18 protein-coding genes are annotated in these 20,774 nt (G+C 60.2%); 9 read left to right on the top strand and 9 right to left on the bottom strand.

What is annotated here, in order from left to right; translation table 11 throughout:
- The first annotated feature begins 182 nt into the window (after positions 1-182).
- The 3 genes from coaD to ggt all read left to right on the top strand — a co-directional run bounded on the left by coaD (position 183) and on the right by ggt (position 2,836).
- On the top strand, positions 183-662 hold the full coding sequence (gene coaD, locus BMY98_RS14145) for a pantetheine-phosphate adenylyltransferase (protein ID WP_065991094.1): 480 nt from the start codon (positions 183-185) through the stop codon (positions 660-662).
- 99 nt (positions 663-761) lie between these two features.
- Positions 762-1,013 carry a YfhL family 4Fe-4S dicluster ferredoxin gene (locus BMY98_RS14140; protein ID WP_074890194.1) on the top strand — a complete coding sequence of 84 codons (252 nt, stop codon included), beginning with the start codon at positions 762-764 and terminating at the stop codon, positions 1,011-1,013.
- Positions 1,014-1,093: 80 nt separating this feature from the next.
- Entirely contained in the window at positions 1,094-2,836 is a 1,743-nt protein-coding gene (gene ggt / locus BMY98_RS14135; protein WP_425438874.1) for a gamma-glutamyltransferase, read from the top strand.
- On the opposite strand, the gene BMY98_RS14130 is transcribed toward ggt, so the two are convergent.
- The 3 genes from BMY98_RS14130 to BMY98_RS14120 all read right to left on the bottom strand — a co-directional run bounded on the left by BMY98_RS14130 (position 2,818) and on the right by BMY98_RS14120 (position 5,048).
- Positions 2,818-3,153, bottom strand: coding sequence for a multidrug transporter (locus BMY98_RS14130; RefSeq protein WP_074890189.1), 336 nt, complete (start codon positions 3,151-3,153; stop codon positions 2,818-2,820). The genes ggt and BMY98_RS14130 overlap by 19 nt on opposite strands.
- Before the next feature lie 177 nt (positions 3,154-3,330).
- Complete coding sequence (gene mutM / locus BMY98_RS14125; protein ID WP_074890186.1) at positions 3,331-4,143, bottom strand: bifunctional DNA-formamidopyrimidine glycosylase/DNA-(apurinic or apyrimidinic site) lyase; 813 nt, start codon at positions 4,141-4,143, stop codon at positions 3,331-3,333.
- A gap of 38 nt (positions 4,144-4,181) precedes the next feature.
- Positions 4,182-5,048, bottom strand: coding sequence for an HDOD domain-containing protein (locus tag BMY98_RS14120; RefSeq protein ID WP_074890184.1), 867 nt, complete (start codon positions 5,046-5,048; stop codon positions 4,182-4,184).
- Positions 5,049-5,215: 167 nt separating this feature from the next.
- Here BMY98_RS14120 and BMY98_RS14115 point away from each other — a divergent pair, with 167 nt between their 5' ends.
- A complete protein-coding gene (locus BMY98_RS14115) occupies positions 5,216-6,412 on the top strand; it encodes a class I SAM-dependent rRNA methyltransferase (RefSeq protein WP_074890181.1) in 1,197 nt (398 codons plus the stop codon).
- Positions 6,413-6,716: 304 nt separating this feature from the next.
- Here BMY98_RS14115 and BMY98_RS14110 read toward each other — a convergent pair whose 3' ends face one another.
- The gene (locus BMY98_RS14110) at positions 6,717-7,175 is read right to left on the bottom strand and encodes an REP-associated tyrosine transposase (RefSeq protein WP_074890178.1); all 459 of its coding nucleotides are present in this window, start codon (positions 7,173-7,175) and stop codon (positions 6,717-6,719) included.
- Between the two features lie 471 nt (positions 7,176-7,646).
- Here BMY98_RS14110 and ilvD point away from each other — a divergent pair, with 471 nt between their 5' ends.
- Positions 7,647-9,494 (top strand): dihydroxy-acid dehydratase, encoded by a 1,848-nt coding sequence (ilvD, locus tag BMY98_RS14105; protein WP_074890176.1) that lies wholly within the window; start codon positions 7,647-7,649, stop codon positions 9,492-9,494.
- Between the two features lie 145 nt (positions 9,495-9,639).
- Here ilvD and BMY98_RS14100 read toward each other — a convergent pair whose 3' ends face one another.
- Positions 9,640-10,104, bottom strand: coding sequence for a DUF3429 domain-containing protein (locus BMY98_RS14100; RefSeq protein WP_074890173.1), 465 nt, complete (start codon positions 10,102-10,104; stop codon positions 9,640-9,642).
- 142 nt (positions 10,105-10,246) lie between these two features.
- Here BMY98_RS14100 and BMY98_RS14095 point away from each other — a divergent pair, with 142 nt between their 5' ends.
- The gene (locus BMY98_RS14095) at positions 10,247-11,515 is read left to right on the top strand and encodes a DASH family cryptochrome (RefSeq protein ID WP_074890171.1); all 1,269 of its coding nucleotides are present in this window, start codon (positions 10,247-10,249) and stop codon (positions 11,513-11,515) included.
- Positions 11,516-11,559: 44 nt separating this feature from the next.
- Here the strand turns inward: BMY98_RS14095 and BMY98_RS14090 are convergent, their stop codons facing one another.
- Positions 11,560-12,615 carry an HAD family hydrolase gene (locus tag BMY98_RS14090; RefSeq protein WP_074890169.1) on the bottom strand — a complete coding sequence of 352 codons (1,056 nt, stop codon included), beginning with the start codon at positions 12,613-12,615 and terminating at the stop codon, positions 11,560-11,562.
- A 357-nt stretch (positions 12,616-12,972) separates the two neighbouring features.
- On the bottom strand, positions 12,973-13,485 hold the full coding sequence (locus BMY98_RS14085; protein ID WP_074890168.1) for a dihydrofolate reductase: 513 nt from the start codon (positions 13,483-13,485) through the stop codon (positions 12,973-12,975).
- A gap of 254 nt (positions 13,486-13,739) precedes the next feature.
- Here BMY98_RS14085 and BMY98_RS14080 point away from each other — a divergent pair, with 254 nt between their 5' ends.
- The 3 genes from BMY98_RS14080 (at position 13,740) to BMY98_RS14070 (ending at position 17,074) form a co-directional block, all read left to right on the top strand.
- Positions 13,740-15,119: a DUF2868 domain-containing protein gene (locus BMY98_RS14080; protein WP_074890166.1), complete on the top strand. Its 1,380-nt coding sequence runs from the start codon at positions 13,740-13,742 to the stop codon at positions 15,117-15,119.
- Complete coding sequence (locus BMY98_RS14075; RefSeq protein ID WP_074890164.1) at positions 15,112-16,497, top strand: GTPase/DUF3482 domain-containing protein; 1,386 nt, start codon at positions 15,112-15,114, stop codon at positions 16,495-16,497. The genes BMY98_RS14080 and BMY98_RS14075 overlap by 8 nt, the downstream gene beginning before the upstream one ends.
- A 121-nt stretch (positions 16,498-16,618) precedes the next feature.
- On the top strand, positions 16,619-17,074 hold the full coding sequence (locus BMY98_RS14070) for a YkgJ family cysteine cluster protein (RefSeq protein WP_074890161.1): 456 nt from the start codon (positions 16,619-16,621) through the stop codon (positions 17,072-17,074).
- A gap of 151 nt (positions 17,075-17,225) precedes the next feature.
- Here BMY98_RS14070 and typA read toward each other — a convergent pair whose 3' ends face one another.
- Entirely contained in the window at positions 17,226-19,046 is a 1,821-nt protein-coding gene (gene typA / locus BMY98_RS14065; protein ID WP_074890157.1) for a translational GTPase TypA, read from the bottom strand.
- Between the two features lie 140 nt (positions 19,047-19,186).
- The gene (gene thiI, locus BMY98_RS14060) at positions 19,187-20,641 is read right to left on the bottom strand and encodes a tRNA uracil 4-sulfurtransferase ThiI (protein WP_074890154.1); all 1,455 of its coding nucleotides are present in this window, start codon (positions 20,639-20,641) and stop codon (positions 19,187-19,189) included.
- Between the last annotated feature and the right edge of the window lie 133 nt (positions 20,642-20,774).

Below are 20,774 nucleotides of genomic sequence, written 5' to 3'. Positions count from 1 at the left end.
CGGCCTCTTCCCGGCTGAAGCCGGTCCCACTATTTGAACGCGGCCGCACTGTAGGACTGGCTTTAGCCGGGAAAACGTCGCGCACTACACCGCAAAGCACCACTGCACGCTTCGGCAGCTTGGCCGGCTCAGCGTGCTGCGCTACCATCCAGTCCCCAACGAACTCCGACCAGGACGACGCGATGAACCGAGTGTTGTACCCCGGCACCTTCGACCCAATCACCAAGGGTCATGGCGATCTGGTCGAGCGCGCCTCGCGCCTGTTCGATCAAGTGGTCATCGCTGTCGCCGCCAGCCCGAAGAAGAACCCGCTGTTTCCGCTGGAGCAACGTGTCGCCCTTGCCCGCGAGGCGACCAAACACCTGCATAACGTGGAAGTCGTAGGATTTTCGACCTTGCTGGCGCACTTCGCCCAAGAGCAAAACGCCAACATCTTGCTGCGCGGCCTGCGCGCAGTGTCAGATTTCGAGTACGAATTTCAGCTCGCCAACATGAACAAGCAATTGGCCCCGGACATCGAGAGTCTTTTTCTTACACCGTCCGAACGCTATTCGTTCATTTCATCTACGCTGGTCAGGGAAATCGCAGCGTTAGGCGGTGATATCACCAAATTCGTACACCCCGCCGTGGCCCAGGCGCTGAGCGAACGCTTTAAAGCCTGAGGCCTTGCGTCGAGGTAAGGTGCATACCGATCGCGAATGCGGCACAATTCGCCGCATTCGTTTTGATATGCCCCGGTGTCGACCGTGGCAGGAGTATCCATGTCCCTGATCATCACCGACGATTGCATCAACTGCGACGTCTGCGAACCCGAGTGCCCGAACGAAGCCATTTCCCAGGGTGAAGAGATCTACGTGATCAATCCCAACCTGTGCACCGAATGCGTCGGCCACTATGACGAGCCGCAGTGCCAGCAAGTCTGCCCCGTGGATTGCATCCCGCTGGATGAAAACCACGTGGAGAGCAAGGACGAGCTCATGACAAAGTACAACTTGATCACCAGCAAGGCATAACCAAACGACTATCCTGTCGGCATACGTGCTTTCGCCGAAGACACTGGCTTATAACGCCTGTTGAATTGAGCGAGATACGCATGATCTCTATGCTGGAACGGATACCTGTTTTGTCAGGCGCAGTGTTTTTGCTGTGCGCTTTTTCGGCCAAGGCCAGCCCCGATCACCCTGATCAGGCCGCCATTGCCAGCCCGCACCCCATTGCCACCGCCGCCGGCCGGGAAATCCTGGTCGACGGCGGCAACGCATTCGATGCCGCCATTGCCATCAGTGCGACCCTCGCCGTCGTCGAACCTTACGGGTCGGGCCTCGGCGGCGGCGGCTTTTTCCTGCTGCGCCAATCCGGCGACCCCGTTCAGTATCAGTTTCTGGACGCGCGGGAAAAAGCGCCGCTCAAATCCAAACCCAAGATGTTCCACCGCAATGGGATTCTCCAGCCGGACCTGTCCCTGAACGGACCTCTGGCGGCTGCGATTCCCGGACTTCCCGCCGCGTTGGTCGAACTCGCCGAACGCTATGGGCGATTGCCACTTTCGATCTCGCTGGCGCCAGCCATCCGGGTCGCCTACCGCGGCTTCACGGTGGACAGCGTTTATCGAGAACGCGCCAGCTGGCGTCTGTTCGCGCTACGTAACAACAAAGAGAGCGCGCGCCTGTTCCTGCGCAACAACGACGTGCCGAATCTGGGTGACGTCATCACCCAGCCGGAGCTGGCGCAGACGCTGGAGCGCATCGCCGACAATGGCCGTCCAGGGTTCTACAGCGGTCTGGTGGCGCAGGCGATGGTCAGCGGCGTGCGTCGCGCAGGGGGCATCTGGAATTACCACGATTTCGAAGAATATGAAGTCATTACGCGTACGCCTCTGCGCTTTCAGATGGCCGACCAGCGGGAGCTGATCAGCGCACCGCCGCCCTCGGCAGGTGGCATCGCTCTGGCGCAAAGCCTGTTCATGCTGCAACAGCTACCATGGCGGGAGTCAGGAAAAATCCAGCAGGCGCATTTTGTGATCGAGACACTGCGCCGTGCTTACCGCGATCGCGTATTGCTGGGCGATCCGGATTTCGTGCCCAACCCTGTGGCTCAACTGCTTTCCACCGACTACTTGCTGCAGCTAACCACCAGCATCGATCCCCACCGCGCCACGCCCAATAACACCCTGCCCCCCGCGCCGCGTTGGCGTGAGGGCGACAACACCAGCCATTTCGCCGTACTGGATAACCAAGGCAACGCAGTGACGGCGACACTCTCGCTGAATCTGCCGTTCGGCTCAGCGTTTACCGTGCCCGGCACCGGGATCATCCTCAACGATGAGATGGACGACTTCGCCATTGACCCCAAAAGTCAGGGCAACTCGGCCTCAGCCGGCGGTCACGCCAATGCCATCGAGCCGGGCAAGCGGCCACTGTCGAGCATGAGCCCGAGTTTCATCGAAGGCCCGCAGTCGCTCGCCGCTTTCGGCACCCCGGGCGGCAGCCGCATCCCCAGCATGGTGCTGCTGTCGATGCTGCAATATCTGGACGATCAACCGATTGCCAACTGGGCCTCAACGCCGCGCTATCACCACCAGTACACGCCGGATGTGGTCGAGTACGAGCCGGGCACATTCACGGAGAAGGAAGCGGCGGACCTGCGCGAGCGCGGTTACGCGTTGAAGGAGACGGCGAAGGATTTCGGCAATCAGCAGGTGCTGTTATGGCACAAGAACAGTGCCCGGGTCGAAGCGGCCAGTGACCCGCGTGGCATTGGCGTTTCGACGACTTTCAAACCCGATGACACGCTGAAACTGATGCGCGCCTGCGCCGATCAGTCCTGCTTGCCGTAACCGTCGCCGGTGCAACCCAGGCAGCGGACGAATGCCGCCTTGCCCGGATCCACGACCAGCGCCTTGCCGGTGCGGCCAATGCCGCCGCCCGCAGCGGTGAACGGCAATGAAACCACAAACAACCCGGCGCCAATAACAGTCGCGGCGATGAGAATCGGCCGCGCAATCAGCAGGTCGCCGATCATCGCGTAGGCGGGAGGGCTTTCGATTTCGTAGACGGGATCACCGCTGCCAGTCGCGTCTTGAGCCAGTACAGGCGTGATTTGCAAGCCGAAGAACACGGCCAGGGTGGCAGCAAGCATTCGAAACGGGCTCATGGCATGGTCCTTCAGGCTTAGGCAGGTATGGAGCTGTTCACTATAAACAGGGCGAGGGCTTCCGCAAGGGGCGGCGTGCCTCACTGACGACACACGCCTTGTAGGAGGGATCGGATAAACCGTAGCGATCGCGGGGCGGTCAGGGATTCCTGCCAACCGCGCTGCTGACGTCGGGAACTACTTCTGGCACTTCGGGCAGTAAACGCTGGCCCGTTGACCCAGCTTGACCTCACGCAACGTGGTCCCGCACACCTTGCACGGCTGCTCTCCGCGACCGTACGCGAACAGTTCCTGCTGAAAATAGCCGGGCTGGCCGTCCCCGCCGATGAAATCACGCAGCGTCGTACCGCCCCGCTCGATAGCTGCGGCCAGGATGCGTTTGATTTCAGTCGCCAGCTTTATATAGCGTGCCTTGGAGATGCTCCCGGCGGCGCGGCGCGGATCGATGCCGGCGGCAAACAGGGCTTCGGTCGCATAAATGTTGCCGACGCCCACGACGATCGCGTTGTCCATGATGAACGGCTTGACCGCCATCGCACGGCCGCGGGACAGCTCGAACAGGCGCAGGCCATCGAACAGGTCGGTAAGCGGCTCCGGCCCAAGGCGCGCGAGCAATTCATGGTTGAGCGGGTCGAGGCTCCAGAGCATCGCGCCGAAACGACGCGGGTCGGTATAGCGCAAGGCCAGGCCGGATTCGAGTTCGATGTCGACGTGCTCGTGCTTGAGCGGCGGCAGACCGGCGTCCACCAGGCGCAGATTGCCCGACATGCCAAGGTGACTGATCAAGGTGCCGACCTCCGCCTCGATCAGCAGGTATTTGGCGCGTCGCTCGACGGCCACGATTTTCTGCCCCGACAGGCGCACGTCGAGGTCTTCGGGGATCGGCCAGCGCAGGCGGCGATCACGCACGATCACGCGGCTGACGCGTTGGCCCACCAGATGCGGCGCAATGCCCCGGCGGGTGGTTTCGACTTCAGGTAACTCAGGCATGGGGCAGCTCGATGAAGGGCGGGGGCCGGCGCGCAGCGTCAGTGCGCGCTCAGCTCGCGAATACTTTCCTTGAGGTTTTCGAAGTCGTAGTCGGACAAGCCAACGTAATCGAGAACCAGAGGACCAATGCTGTTCCACTCGTGGTCGACGGGCTCGTTGCCCAGGACGCGGTGGGATTCGCAGACATGCTCGGCCATCTTCAGCACGGCCAGCATGTTTTTCAGCGGCGCGTTGCGACCCGAGTCGTCCTTGAAAATCGCCAGCGCATTGTGGTGATTGGCGATCGCATTGCTGACATGTTCAGGCAGACGCCAGGACTTGGCGGTGAAATAACCGACAACGGCGTGGTTGGTGTTCAGCAGCCGGTTCTCGGTGTCGACCACCCGACACTCGGCGGTGGTGTTGGAATACGCCTCTTCGAGCACGCTCATGTAATCGGGGAAGCGCTTGATCATCAGTGGCACGCCGCAGTCATGAAACAGGCCCAGCGCGTAGGACTCATCGACCGTTTGCGAGCCGATGCGCTTGGCGATCGTCAGACTGGTCATCGCAACGTCCTGAGCGGTATCCCAGAAACGGTTGAGCACGACGATGGTTTCATCGCTCATCTCGCCCTTGATCGACTGCGCGTTGATCAGGTTGATGACCGAGCGGCTGCCGAGCAGATTCACCGCTCGCTGAATCGAGGCGATTTTGTTGGTCAGTCCGTAATGGCTGGAATTGACGATCTTCAGCAGCGCGCCAGAGAGCCCCGGATCCTGAGCGATCAACCGGGCGATCGCACCCAGGTCAGGGTCGGGCATGTACTGCTCCATCTGCAAATCCACCATGATTTGCGGCTGGGGCGGAACGCTGATGCCTTGTAGCGCCTGCTGGATCTGCTCGGACGTAAGCTCTTGGGACATAACTTCACACTCGGGGTCAGGCCACGATTCTAACCCCTCGCGGCCATGGGTCGACAACTGGATGACGATTCAACGGATCCGACGGACAGCCAGACGGTAATCGAGGACGGCGCGCCCACCAGCGGGTTCACGCGCTATACTCCCGCTCTTTTTTCCGGAGCGACGTCATGTCCCTGCCTAGCTTGCGCCTCAAGCCCAACGCCGATCGCCGTTTGCGCAACGGTCATTTGTGGGTCTACAGCAACGAAATCGACGTCGCTGCCACCCCGCTCAACGGCTTTGCTCCGGGCGCTCAAGCCATTCTCGAAGCAGCGGGCGGCAAGCCACTGGGCATCGTGGCGATGAGCCCGCAAAACCTGATCTGCGCGCGTTTGCTGTCCCGCGACGTCAAACTGCCCCTCGACAAGTCGCTGCTCGTTCATCGCCTGAACGTCTGCCTGTCGCTGCGCGAGCGTCTGTTCGACAAGCCGTTCTATCGCCTGGTCTATGGCGACTCCGACCTGCTGCCGGGTCTGGTAGTTGATCGCTTCGGCGACATCCTGGTGGTGCAGCTGGCGTCCGCGGCCATGGAGCAGCTCAAGGACGACGTGCTCGCTGCGCTGATTCAAGTGATCAAGCCGAGCGGCATTCTGCTCAAGAACGACTCCGCCGCACGCGATGCCGAAGGGCTGAACCGCTACGTTGAAACCGCGTTCGGCCTGGTGCCGGAGTGGGTCGCGCTGGAAGAGAACGGGGTGAAGTTCGAAGCGCCGGTGATGGAAGGCCAGAAGACGGGCTGGTTCTACGACCACCGCATGAACCGCGCGCGCCTGGCGCCGTACGCCAAGGGCAAGCGAGTGCTGGATCTGTTCAGTTACATCGGCGGCTGGGGCATCCAGGCCGGTGCGTTCGGCGCCAGCGAAGTGTTCTGCGTCGATGCCTCTGCCTTTGCCCTGGACGGCGTGGAGCGTAACGCGGCACTGAACGGCTTTGCGGAAAAGGTCACTTGCATCGAAGGCGACGTGTTTGAGGCGCTGAAGGAGCTGAAAGCGGCGGAAGAGCGTTTCGACGTGATCATCGCCGACCCGCCTGCGTTCATCAAACGCAAAAAGGACATGAAAAACGGCGAAGGCGCCTACCGCCGCCTGAACGAGCAAGCCATGCGCCTGCTCAGCAAGGACGGCATTCTGGTCAGCGCTTCCTGCTCGATGCACCTGCCGGAAGACGACCTGCAAAACATCCTCCTTACCAGCGCCCGCCATCTGGACCGCAACATCCAGCTGCTCGAGCGCGGCGGCCAAGGCCCGGACCACCCGGTCCACCCTGCAATCCCCGAAACGCGCTACATCAAAAGCATCACCTGCCGGTTGTTGCCCAACAGCTGATAGCTGATAGCTGATAGCTGATAGCTGATAGCTGATAGCTGAGATAGCGTGACGTAACGAGCCGCCCACTCCTACAGGCCATCTGCAGAACCTGTAGGAGCGTGGCTTGTCCCGCGATCTGCCGGGAACCGGCAGCAAATCAGACGACGGTGATATGCCTGACTGAATGCATTGCAGGATTGCTGTGGCTACGCAACAGATCGCGAGCAAGCTCACTCCTACAGGTACCGTGCATTACATGTAGGAGTGAGCTTGCTCGCGATCCTGCTCTATCTGTAAGAGTGAGCTTGCTCGCGATTCTGCGTTAAAGCCAAATCGCATCCCAAAGCGGATAATCTCCGATCCGTTTCGCCAATCCAGCTCGCAAGGGATTGGCAACGATGTATCTGGCCATCATCAAAAGATCGTCTTCCCGTCGTAATGCTCTATCGTGAAAACCTCTCTGCCAGACTTGCCTGTGCGTCCCTCGCGACTGATTGATTGCGCGAGCGCTTCGTGACTTCATACCCTGCAAAACCCGAGTTAATTCACCTCCCGTCAGTTCAAGCAACCAGTGGATGTGGTCGGGCATGATGACCCACGCTAACGAATCCGCCGCCCCCGAGAACTGAGCCGCGCGGAACTCGTTCACAACCAAACGTCCCAACTTCCAGTCGCTGAAAATCTGCTCCCGGTTTTGGGTAACCGAAGTGACGAGGTAAATCCGTCCCGACTCCGAAAACCTCCCGTTTCTTAGACATTTTCCACGCGGCAATTCCGGCATTAGTCGCTCCCGTTGGTGATTATCAGGAAGGCTAGAACAGTGCCTAAGGGGTAACCGCCAAACAGAGATTCCGGATGTGTCTACAAGATCCTTATCGCGAGCAAGCTCACTCCTACAGTGGTTCCGCACCGGACCTTGCAATCCCGCCGGGACCATTGATCGTGCGAATCAGCAGGCATCTTTGTAGGAGTGAGCTTGCTCGCGAATGCGGAAAGATTCCCACCGAGCGTCTCGGCGGCCAGAAAGGTGAATCCACGGCCGCGTCTTCCCACCATTCCCTCCCGCCCCCACAGGTGTAGAATCAGCGCTATTCATCGCCAGTCATCCCCGGCGGGTTTATGAGCTCAGGCTGGGCGTACGGTGATCCCGTATCGTTCGGTTTCTTCGCTGCATCCGGTCACTGCCTTTTGCACACGACGTCACTAGAAGCTCACTCCCTTCCTCATTCAGCCGATTAGCCGGAGTGCTCCAATGCCTGATTACCGTTCGAAAACGTCCACCCACGGCCGCAATATGGCCGGCGCGCGCGCTTTGTGGCGTGCCACGGGTATGAAGGACGACGATTTCAAAAAACCGATCATCGCCATCGCCAACTCATTCACCCAGTTCGTTCCGGGCCACGTCCACTTGAAAGACATGGGCCAGCTGGTCGCTCGTGAAATCGAGAAAGCGGGCGGCGTCGCCAAGGAATTCAACACCATCGCGGTGGATGACGGCATCGCCATGGGCCATGACGGCATGCTGTATTCGCTGCCAAGCCGGGAGATCATCGCCGACTCGGTCGAGTACATGGTCAACGCCCACTGCGCCGATGCCATCGTCTGCATCTCCAACTGCGACAAGATTACCCCCGGCATGCTGATGGCTTCGTTGCGCCTGAACATTCCGGTGATCTTCGTTTCCGGCGGTCCGATGGAAGCCGGCAAGACCAAGCTCGCCAGCCACGGCCTGGACCTGGTCGACGCCATGGTCATCGCTGCCGACTCCACCGCGTCCGACGAGAAAGTCGCTGAATACGAGCGCAGTGCCTGCCCGACGTGCGGTTCGTGCTCCGGGATGTTCACCGCCAACTCGATGAACTGCCTGACTGAAGCGCTGGGCCTTGCGCTGCCGGGCAACGGTTCGACGCTGGCGACCCACTCCGACCGCGAGCAGCTGTTCCTGCAGGCCGGGCGCACCATCGTCGACCTGTGCAAAACCTACTACAAAGACAACGACGAGTCGGTGCTGCCGCGCAACATCGCCAACTTCAAGGCGTTCGAGAACGCGATGACCCTCGACATCGCCATGGGCGGTTCGACGAACACCATCCTGCATTTGCTGGCCGCTGCCCAGGAAGCCGAGATTCCGTTCGACCTGCGCGACATCGATCGCCTGTCGCGCCGCGTGCCGCAACTGTGCAAAGTCGCGCCGAATATCCAGAAGTACCACATGGAAGACGTCCACCGCGCCGGCGGCATCTTCAGCATTCTGGGCTCGCTGGCCCGTGGCGGCCTGCTGCACACCGACTTGCCGACCGTGCACAGCAAATCCATGGAAGAAGCCATCGCCAAGTGGGACATCACCCAGACTGACGACGAAGCGGTGCATCACTTCTTCAAAGCGGGCCCTGCTGGAATTCCGACCCAGACGGCCTTCAGCCAGTCGACCCGTTGGGAAACCCTGGACGACGACCGCGAGAACGGCTGCATCCGTAGCGTCGAGCACGCTTACTCGCAAGAAGGCGGCCTGGCCGTGCTGTACGGCAACATCGCGCTCGACGGCTGCGTGGTGAAAACCGCTGGCGTGGACGAGTCGATTCACGTATTCGAAGGCAACGCCAAGATATTCGAAAGCCAGGACAGCGCCGTTCGCGGCATTCTGGCGGACGAGGTGAAGGCCGGCGACATCGTGATCATCCGTTACGAAGGTCCGAAAGGCGGCCCGGGCATGCAGGAAATGCTGTACCCGACGTCGTACCTGAAGTCCAAAGGCTTGGGCAAAGACTGCGCGCTGCTGACCGACGGGCGTTTCTCGGGCGGGACCTCTGGCCTGTCCATCGGCCACGCTTCTCCTGAAGCTGCAGCCGGCGGCGCGATTGGTCTGGTTCGTGACGGCGACAAGGTACTGATCGACATTCCTAATCGCTCGATCAATCTGATGATCGACGACGCAGAAATGGCCGCACGCCGCGCCGAGCAGGACAACAAAGGCTGGAAGCCGGTTGAGTCACGCCCACGCAAAGTGACCACCGCCCTCAAGGCCTACGCCCTGCTGGCGACCAGCGCCGACAAGGGTGCTGTGCGTGACAAGGCGATGCTCGACAAGCTGATGCCATAAAGCATCACTGCGCACTGAAAAACACCCCGCATGTCGGGGTGTTTTTTTGTCTGCCACCCGCTTGAAGGAGGCAAGGCTCGAACATGGGTCGAGCATCCAGCCGGGCCTTCAATTTAGCCTCCAACAGAACCGGACACCGCCGGTTTCAGGAGCCAACCGCCACAGTGATCGCGCCCAGAAGCAGGCAAAGACTGGCGACCAACGTCAAACGCAGACGCATCGGCAAATACCAGTCGGGCAGCGTTGTGACTTTCACCAGGCGCCGGTCCTGCCAGTAGTGCGCGACGAAACCGAAAATCAACAACAACAGCCCCAGCGGTGCCGGCAATAACAGAGCGGGCCAGGCGATCAGCGCCGGGATGACACTCCAGATGAACCGCTCGCGACACTGTTCGGCATTCAGGCCTTGCAGGGTCATGGCGAAACCCCAGTGCAGCGCGCCCACAAAGCTCAGGATCACCGCCCCGTAAGCGACCAGCGCGTGCGTCAAGAATGGTCGGTATTCGACTGTAAACAGGATCAACAACAGCAGCCCAACGAACGGCAGCAAACCACCATAACCCAGCAAGGCGACATACCTTGGCGACGAAGACAGCGACAACGCTTTCATTTGAGCCCCTTTCAGTCATTTACTTGAAAGACTATGGCTCAAAAGTGCAATCCTGTTTAGCTTCTCTTGCTCGACCGGAAAAAGGACCACGTCCTGTCACCCACTGATCAAGGCCTTGATCCCTGGGCATTGAGACCTTTACATGAATACGTTGATCTATTGGTTCCGTCAGGACCTTCGGCTTGCCGACAACCCCGCGTTCACCCACGCATGTGAACTTGCCGACACGCTGCTGCCGGTTTACTGCACACCCGTGGCGACTTCGACGCCATGGGGATTCGAGCGTATCGGTGCCCACCGCCGGTATTTCGAACAGACCGCGGTCAGCGCACTGGCCGGGCAGTTGAGCGCACGAGGCAGCGCGCTGATGCAGATAGAGGGTAATTCCGTTGAACGCCTTGTCGCCCTGGCCCACGACTTGGGTGTCGATACGATCGTCTGCGAACGCATCGCGGCGCCGGAAGAGCAAGCACAGGTGCAAGCTCTTCGGGAGGCGGGACTGACCGTGGAAGATCACTGGCAGTCGACGCTTTTTACACTGGATGAGTTGCCGATGGCGGTCGAGGAGTTGCCCGACGTATTCAGCAGCTTTCGGCGCCTTGTGGAAAAAGCCCACGCTTCTGCCCGCCCCGCCCTACCATCGCCAAAGACAATTCCTGCGCTGCCACAAGGTACGAGCATTGAAGCGGTCAGACTGCAAACGCCTGCGCCCCTGGACTCCCGCTCGGCTTTTCCTTACCAACAGCAAGCATTCCACGGCGGCGAGCACGCGGCCATTGAGCATCTGCAGCAGTATTTCCGTCGGGGTCTGGCGAACAGCTATAAAGCCACGCGCAACAACTTGAGCGCCGTGGACGACTCCACCAAGTTTTCGCCCTGGCTTGCACGGGGTTCGCTTTCAGCGCCGCAGGTCGATCAGGCGCTGAAGGATTTCGAGGCCGAACACGGCGCCAACGACAGCACGTACTGGATCTATTTCGAGTTGCTGTGGCGTGACTACTTTCGCTTGCTGCATCTGAAATACCGCCGGCTTCTCTATCGCGCCAGCGGCCTGAAAGGGACCAGCGAACCGGGCCACAACCCACAGGGGTTTGCGCGCTGGTGTCGGGGTGAAACCGGAGAGGCGTTGATTGACGCGGGTATGCGGGAATTGGCAGCGACGGGCTATCTGTCCAACCGAATGCGCCAGATCGTCGCCAGTTACCTGATCTTCGATCTCAAGGGTGATTGGCGCGCCGGGGCCGCGTGGTTCGAGGCGCAGCTGGTGGATTACGACGTCTACAGCAATCAGGGCAATTGGCTGTACATCGCCGGCTACGGAACGGACCCCAGGGGCGGTCGGCGCTTCAATACCACGAAGCAGGCCGACGAACACGATACCGACGGCGCGTACCGCAGGTTATGGGCCTGACAGTGCGCGGCACGGCAAATCGCCGTGCCGCGCGATGAGACGGCTTACTGAATCTCGTCCGGTTTGACGATCACCCAGTTCTTGTCCGCCGTCACCGGCAAACCTTCCTTGGCCTGAGCCTCGGCGTTGGTCTTCATCATGCCGTTGAGCTGGGTCATGTACTTGTCCTTGCGATTGATCCACAGATGAACGCCGCCTTTGCTGACGTCGACGCTGTGGAACAGCATGTAACCGTCGCTGGTCGGGGTGTCGCCGCCCACCAATACCGGTTTTTTCCACTGATCGATGTAGGTCAGAATCGCTGCCTGCTTGCCGGCCATCCAGGTTGCCGGGGTCCATAGGTAGGGCGTCAGCTCAAGACCGAGGTTAGCCTTTTCATCGTATTTGCCGGCGGTGATCTGCTTGCGGGCGGTGGTCAGCTCACCTGTTTCGCGGTTCTTCAGCAGCGTGGTCACGCCGATGACGTTCTGCGGCTTCACGTTGTAGCCGTACTTGGGATCAGCGGCGACCATGCGCACCAGCTCTTCGGAGGCTGCGGTCATCACATAGACCTCAATGCCGTTTTCCATCAGCTTGTTGTACAGCTCGGCCTGACCGGTAAACACCTTGGGCGGCTGCACTTCGATGGTCTTGACCACATCGCCTTCGTAATACGTACTCGGCACGGGTTTGCCCGAGGCCATCAGCTCGTCGACGTAGCCTTTGAGTTCTTTGAGGGTGAAGCCGGAAAACACCTGCGCGACCCACGGATAGCAGACCATGTCGTCGATTTCGCACAGCCGGTAGTAGTAGCTGAACAGACTTTCCTTGTGGTCAGCGGTGTCCTTGAACGGGATGAGCTTGAGAGAAGGATCAAGTTTGTCGCGGGTGATCAGCCCTTTATTTTCCATGAACGGCAACAGCGACTCTTCCAGGTCGTAGCGGTAGCTGGTGTTGTCCATGTCGAAAACAGCGAAGTTACCTTTGTTGGCATTTGCCGCAATCATGGCATTGAGCTGCTTGGCGGCGGGCGCGGGCCAGTGGTTCAGCTCGGTGGCCAGTGCCTGTCCGGCAAGGCCAAGACACAGCGCAGTCGCCAAAAGTGTTGGTACGAATTTCATGGTGATCTCCTCCCCTTTTCTGGTTCGAGGAGGACCGTAACAAAAAGCCATGACTGTTTGGATGCGTCAGCGACAGCGTCCGTTCTGATGGCGTCACCTTGATCGTCTTTTGCGACAGATGACACGAAAACGACGTTTTTGTGACAAGTACGGACGTTAACGTGGCGGCAAAACCTGTAGGAGCGCGGCTTGTCCCGCGATCTGCCGGGGACCGGCAGCAATGGCTACCTGCTTGCCGTATCAGACACGCCGCGTTCGCCGGGTTTACTGCCGGTTCCCGGCAGATCGCGGGACAAGCCTCGCTCCTACAGTTGATCGCATACCCCTGTAGGAGTGAGCTTGCTCGCGATAGCAATATCAGGCGCGCTCCCATACCTCGAAGCTGTACGCAGGCTTGTCATCCAGTGCCGGGGTTGGCGTGTCGGAAACCAGTTTCCACTGCGCCAGATCGAATTCCGGAAACCACGCATCGCCTTCGGGACTCAACACCACGCGGGTGAGGTACAGGCGGTCAGCATGCTCAAGGGCCTGGCCGTAGAGCTGCGCGCCGCCGATCAGCATCACTTCGCTGACACCCTGCTCGCGGGCCCACTCTTCCGCGCGGTGCACCGCCGCTTCCAGAGAGGTGAAAACCTCGGCGCCCTCAAGCTGCAAATCCTGTTGGCGGGTGACAACCAGATTCAACCGGCCCGGCAGCGGACGGCCCAGAGAATCCCAAGTCTTGCGACCCATGATGATCGGCTTGCCCAGCGTGGTTGCCTTGAAGTATTTGAAATCGCCCGGCAGGTGCCAGGGCATGGAATTGTCGACGCCGATGACCCGGTTTTCAGCGAGTGCGGCGATCAAGCTCAAGGGGAGATGTTTTTTCATGGTGCGAGGATATCAGAGGCCACCCTCTGATTCCTTCACCGGAGTACAAGCCGAATGACCATCGCCGGGAAGGTCCCTATCGCGAGCAAGCTCACTCCTACACTGTGCGCACAGGGCGGGAAATTTCAAACGACGAACCTGTAGGAGTGAGCTTGCTCGCGATGGCGGTTGTCCAAGCAACGCAAACCCTTGGCAATGCGCGATCGCAGCCACACCGGTTATGCTCACCCACGACTTTACCGACGAGACGCCGCGTGACTGCATTGACTCCCCTTGATGAACTCTGGCTGACCGAAGCCGTGCGCCTGCGTGAAGAACACGCCGGCGCGCTCGAAGACGAAGAAGCCAACCGCCGCGCGCGCGCCGCTGCAGGCGACTTGCAAACCCGGATCAAACACCGCGCCCTATGGCTTGCCGAACGCGACGGCATGCTTAAGGCCCTGCATCACTGGAAACACGGCGCGCGCCTGGCGCTGATACTGCTGGCGGTGTTCGCGGTGGTCAGCGGTGCCGGACTGGCGTTCGCTGCGCTGGGCGACGGACAGACGCCCGTCAATGTGTTCTGGGCGCTGGGCAGCCTGCTCGGGCTTAACCTGATTCTGCTGTTGAGTTGGGCCATAGGTGTGTTCTTCGTCGGGGAAAGTACCGCCGGGCTTGGTCGCCTCTGGTTGTGGCTGAGCGAGAAACTGGCGCGCGATGCCCAGGCGGCGCAGCTCGCGCCTGCATTGATATTGCTGCTGCAACGCAAGCGCCTGAACCGCTGGGTGCTGGGCATCTGCGTCAACGGTCTGTGGCTGCTTGCCCTGCTTAGCGCGCTGACGCTGCTGCTGTTACTGATGGCGACACGGCGCTACGGCTTCGTCTGGGAAACCACCATTCTGGGCAGCGACACCTTTGTCAGCCTGACCCGAGGCCTGGGAGCAATTCCCTCGCTTCTCGGTTTCAGCGTGCCCACCGAGTCAATGATTCGCGCCAGCGGTGACAATGCGCTCGCCATCGAAAACGCCCGTCAGGCCTGGGCCGGATGGCTGGTCGGGGTGCTGGTGGTGTTCGGTATTTTCCCGCGCCTGCTGCTGACGATGCTGTGTTACCTGCGTTGGCGCGTGGGCCGACAAGGGTTGGCACTGGAGCTGAGCCATCCCGGTTTCGTCGAGCTGCGCGAGCGCTTGATGCCCAGCAGCGAACGGCTGGGCATCAACGATGCAGCGCCTCCCGAGCTTCACGAGGTCACCACCGGTCCGTCGGCGAGCGAAAGCCAGGGCGCGCTGCTGGTCGCAATCGAGCTGGACAATCAGCAGCCGTGGCCACCCGAGCTTCCCGACAGCGTGGTGAACGCGGGCATTCTCGACTCCCGTGAATCAAGGCGCACACTGCTCGACCAACTGACACGCTATCCACCTGCGCGCCTGGCCATCGCCTGCGATCCACGTCGTTCGCCGGATCGCGGCAGCCTGGCGTTGATTGCGGAGTTGGCTCGCTGCGCCACCGTCACTCGCATCTGGTTGTTGCCCGCCCCCTCCGGACAGGCGCTGGATGCCGACCGACTGGATGATTGGCGCGCGGCGCTGCAGCAGCTTGAACTGAACTGGACCGACAGCACGCCAGTAACCTGGCTGGAGAGCGGACATGAGTGACAAGGACGCGATTCGACCGCTGAAACTGGCCGTGGTCGGCCACACCAACGTCGGCAAAACGTCGTTGTTGCGCACGCTCACCCGCGATGTCGGCTTCGGCGAAGTCTCCCACCGCCCCAGCACCACACGCCATGTCGAAGGCGCGCGATTGTCGGTGGATGGCGAGGCGCTGCTGGAGCTGTACGACACGCCCGGCCTGGAAGACGCCATCGCCCTGCTGGACTATCTCGAGCGGCTGGACCGGCCCGGCGAACGCCTTGATGGTCCGGCGCGGCTCGGACGCTTTCTCGAAGGCAGCGAGGCACGCCAGCGTTTCGAACAGGAAGCGAAAGTGCTTCGTCAGCTATTCGCCTCCGATGCCGGCCTGTACGTGATCGATGCGCGGGAGCCGGTGCTGGCCAAGTACCGCGACGAGCTGGCCGTGCTCGCCAGCTGCGGCAAACCGTTGCTGCCCGTGCTCAATTTTGTCAGCAGTGCGCAGCAGCGCGAACCGGACTGGCGTGAAGCGCTGGCGCGTCTCGGCCTGCACGCGCTGGTGCGTTTTGACAGCGTCGCCCCGCCCGAAGATGGCGAACGTCGCCTGTATGAAAGCCTCGCCCTGTTGCTGGAAACCTCACGGGGACGACTTGAGCGTCTCATCGCAGATCAACAGGCCCAGCGTGAGGCTCGCAAGCAGAGCGCAGCCCGACTGATCTCCGAGCTCTTGCTCGACTGCGCAGCCTGCCGCCGAAGTGTTGCGACGGATTCCGGTCAAGTGCAGGCCGCCATAGACGATCTGCGCAAAGCCGTGCGTCAGCGCGAACAGCGTTGCGTCGAGTCGCTGCTCAAGCTTTACGCGTTTCGTCGAGAAGATGCCTCGGCCAGCGACTTGCCGTTGATGGATGGCCGCTGGGGGGATGACCTGTTCAATCCCGAAACCCTGAAATTGCTTGGCGTACGCGTGGGTGGCGGTATCGCTGCGGGCGCGGCGGCAGGTGCAGGCGTGGACTTGCTGGTCGGCGGCATCACGCTGGGGGCGGCGGCACTGGTCGGCGCGATTGCCGGCGGCGCTCTGCAGACAGCGCGCAGTTACGGCGGCCGGCTGATGGACAAGTTCAAGGGTCAGCGCGAGCTGACGGTCGACGATGCCGTGCTGCGACTGCTCGCGCTGCGCCAACGGCAACTGCTGCAAGCGCTGGAAGTGCGCGGTCATGCCGCGATGGAGAGCATCAAACTGACCGAGCCTCTGGACAAGACCTGGCGCGAAGGCAAGCTGCCGGAGGCACTGCATAAGGCGCGGGCGCATCCGCAGTGGTCGTCGCTGAATCCTGGCGCAAAGCTGAACCAGAGCGAGCGCCAGGAGCAAGTCGAGGACTTGGCCAAGACTGTGCTGGTCTGAAATGGGCGACCGCAATGAGCTGCCAGGCAGCAGCCGATAGTCGCCCCGACGATTTTGCGGTAGGGGAATTGCGCGCGGACCGGTATGATCGCGCGCCCGATACACCCGGAAGCACACGCTCATGAAGCCCACTTTGATCGCCGCTGCAGAACTCGACCGCATCGAGACCTGGCAGAAATACTCCAGCTATATGTGCGGAGGCTGCGTCTCCAGCTGCTGCACGCTGCCTGTTGAAGTGAAGATCAAGGACCTGATCCGCATCGGCATCGTCGACGAGTTCGAACAGGGCGATAACCCGAAGAACATCGCCAAGCGGTTGCAGAAGGACGGGATCGTCGAGCGCTTCAACCAGAAGTCCGGAATCTTCACCCTTCAGCGCATGAGCAACAACGATTGCCTGTACCTGGATCGCAAGAGCCGGCTGTGCACCATCTACGACAAACGCCCCGACACCTGCCGCAACCACCCGAAGATCGGTCCGCGCCCGGGTTATTGCGCGTACAAGCCGAAAGAAGTCGTGCGCGAAAGCACCGGCACGCTGAACTCGAACTCCGGCCGGGTGCCGTTGAAGTTCTAAGCCTCACCTCAGTGGGACCGGCTTTAGCCGGGAAGAGGCTGGATTGAGCGACATCGCCCTCACAGTTTCGACACGGGCCAAGCCAAATCCCACACAAACAAAAACGCCCCCGGCCTTTCGACCGGGGGCGTTTTCGTTCAGCCGGGGCTAGTTACGCCTTGGCTTTCTTGGCAGCGCGGGTACGCTCGCTTTCGTCGAGGATCTTCTTGCGAAGACGGATCGACTTAGGAGTGACTTCACACAGCTCGTCGTCCTGGATGAATTCCAGAGCCTGTTCCAGGGTGAACTTGACCGGTGGAACCAGAGCGATGGTCTCGTCTTTACCCGAAGCACGCATGTTGTCGAGCTTCTTGCCTTTGGTTGGGTTGATACCCAGGTCGTTGTCGCGGCTGTTCAGGCCTACGATCTGACCGTTGTAGATCTCCTGGCCGTGTTCTACGAACAGCTTGCCACGAGCCTGCAGGGTTTCCAGCGAGTAGGTCAGCGCCTTGCCGGTCTCAACCGAAACCAGAACGCCGTTCTGACGGCCGGAGACGTCGCCCGACTTCATGGTGTCGTAACGGTCGAAGATCGAGGTCAGGATGCCTGCACCAGAGGTGAGGGTCAGGAACTCGTTACGGAAACCGATCAGACCGCGAGCCGGGATGTTGTACTCAAGGCGCACACGGCCCTTGCCATCCGGAACCATGTTGGTCAGATCGCCTTTGCGCAGACCCATTTGCTCCATGATGGCGCCCTGGGATTCTTCTGGCAGGTCGATGGTGACGTTTTCAAACGGTTCCTGCTTGACGCCGTCAACGACACGGATGATCACTTCCGGACGACCAACACCCATTTCGAAGCCTTCGCGACGCATGGTTTCGATCAGTACGGACAAGTGCAGCTCACCACGGCCCGAGACCTTGAACTTGTCAGCGGTGTCGCCTTCTTCAACGCGCAGAGCAACGTTGTACAGCAGCTCTTTGTCCAGACGTTCCTTGATGTTACGGGACGTCACGAACTTGCCTTCTTTACCGCAGAACGGCGAGTCGTTGACCTGGAAGGTCATCGAAACGGTTGGTTCGTCAACGGTCAACGGCACCATTGCTTCCACGTTCAGCGGATCGCACAGGGTGTCGGAAATGAACAGCGAGTCCATGCCGCTGATGCAGACGATGTCACCGGCTGCTGCTTCATCGACGTCGATGCGGTGCAGACCGTGGTGACCCATCAGCTTCAGGATACGGCCGTTGCGACGCTTGCCGTCAGCACCGATCGCGACAACCGGAGTGTTCGGCTTGACGCGGCCACGAGCGATACGGCCAACGCCGATAACACCCAGGAAGCTGTTGTAGTCCAGTGCCGAAATCTGCATCTGGAACGCACCGTCACGGTCAACCTTTGGCGCAGGTACGTTGTCGACGATCGACTGGTACAGCGGGGTCATGTCTTCAGCCATGTCGGTGTGTTCCAGACCGGCGATGCCGTTCAGGGCCGAGGCGTAGACGACTTTGAAGTCCAGCTGTTCTTCGGTGGCACCGAGGTTGTCGAACAGGTCGAAGATCTGGTCCAGAACCCAGTCCGGACGCGCGCCTGGACGGTCAACCTTGTTGATGACCACGATTGGACGCAGGCCGGCTTCGAACGCCTTCTTGGTCACGAAACGGGTTTGCGGCATAGGGCCGTCTTGAGCGTCGACCAGCAGCAGAACGGAGTCAACCATCGACATCACGCGCTCTACTTCACCACCGAAGTCGGCGTGGCCCGGGGTGTCAACGATGTTGATGTGGTAGCCATTCCAGTTGATCGCGGTGTTCTTCGCGAGAATGGTAATACCGCGTTCTTTCTCCTGGTCGTTGGAGTCCATCACGCGTTCGTCGTTGAGCTCGTTGCGCTCAAGGGTGCCGGACTGGCGCAGAAGCTTGTCGACGAGGGTAGTTTTACCGTGGTCAACGTGAGCAATGATGGCGATGTTGCGTAGATTTTCGATCACTTGTGTATCTCGATCAGAGGATTCGGTCAGCTGCCTGATTCCAGGCAGCTATGAACGGTGGAGCCGGCGAAAGCCGTTACGGCTGACGACTGGTGTCGGGGGGCCGGTGACGCAAGCCACAGGCAAACAGCCCCGGGCACTTAGCTCGGTCGATAAACGCGCACATTGGCATGCCCCTCACTGAGCAGATGATGAGCATGCAGGCGACTCATGACGCCTTTGTCGCAATAGAGCAGGTACTGGCGCGTGTCATCCAGTTCCTTGAAACGGCTGTTCAATGCAAAGAACGGCAGCGTTTGTACTTCAACGCCAGCCAGCGCCAGCGGACGGTCTTCAGCGTCATCCGGGTGACGGATGTCGATGACCACTTGCCCGGCCAGCGCCTGACTGACTTCTTCAATCTGAATGTCCTGGCCCAATTCCTCGATCACACGATCGATCGGTACCAGACGAGCGTTTTCCAGCGCACGTTCGAGCACGGACATGTCGAACGATTTTTCTTCGTGCTCGACCCGGTTGCGCTTGGCGGCGGTCTTCGGGTTCACCGAAATCACACCGCAGTATTCGGGCATGTGCCGGGCAAAATCGCCGGTGCCGATCTGATCGGCCAGGTCGATGATGTCCTGTTTGTGACTGGCGATCAGCGGTCGCAGGACCAGCTTCTCTGTCACGCAATCAATCACCGACAGGTTGGGCAGCGTCTGGCTGGACACCTGGGAAATCGCCTCGCCGGTGACCAGCGCGTCGATTTCCAGCCGGTCGGCAATATTGGTCGCAGCGCGCAACATCATACGCTTCAATACTACGCCCATATGACTGTTATCGACTTTTCCGAGAATTTCTCCCAGAACTTCCTCGAACGGTACGCTGACGAACAGCACTCGCTGGGAGCTGCCGTACTTCTTCCAGATGAAGTGCGCGACTTCCATCACGCCCAGCTCGTGGGCACGTCCGCCCAGATTGAAGAAGCAGAAATGGCTCATCAGGCCACGGCGCATGATCTGGTAAGCGGCCACGGTTGAGTCAAAGCCACCGGACATCAGGATCAGGGTCTGTTCAAGCGAACCCAGCGGATAACCGCCCATGCCGTTGTGCTGGCTGTGGATCACGAACAGACGCTGGTCCCGAATTTCGATTCTGACTTCGACTTCCGGCGCCTTCAGCGAAATACCGGCGGCGTTGCACTCACGGCGCAGCTTACTACCGACGTACTTCTCGACGTCCATGGAGCTGAAGTCATGATGACCTGCGCGCTTGCAGCGCACCCCGAATATCTTGCCGGGGATCGCATCGCCGAAGTGCAGTTTGCACTTCTCGTAGATGTCATCCATGTCGCCCAGCGGATACTGGTCAACCTGCAGAAAGTGCGTGATGCCGGGCATGCAGCTCAGCCGCTCGGTCATCTCGCGCAGGACTTTGGCATCCTCGACCTTTGTTTCGACCTCAAGGTTGTCCCACACGCCATCCACCACCAACGCCGGGTCCAGATCGCGGAGCACCGTACGGATGTTCTTGGCCAGCTGTTTGATGAAGCGCTTGCGCACAGGCCGGCTTTTGATAGTGATTTCTGGGAAGACTTTGACGATTAATTTCATGAAAACAGCGCGCTAGGTCCCGGTCGAAAATGGGGGGCGCGGATTATAGCGGAAATTGCTCAAGGTTTAACCAGTTATCGTACAGCCAATCGTCCACGCACCAAAACGGCCCTGTATACAATTACTTAGCACC

This window comes from Pseudomonas graminis (genome assembly GCF_900111735.1).
GTDB classification, from domain to species: Bacteria; Pseudomonadota; Gammaproteobacteria; order Pseudomonadales; family Pseudomonadaceae; genus Aquipseudomonas; species Aquipseudomonas graminis.
The sequence above is the reverse complement of the archived record's forward strand: the minus strand, read 5'-3'. Positions and strand labels throughout refer to the sequence as shown.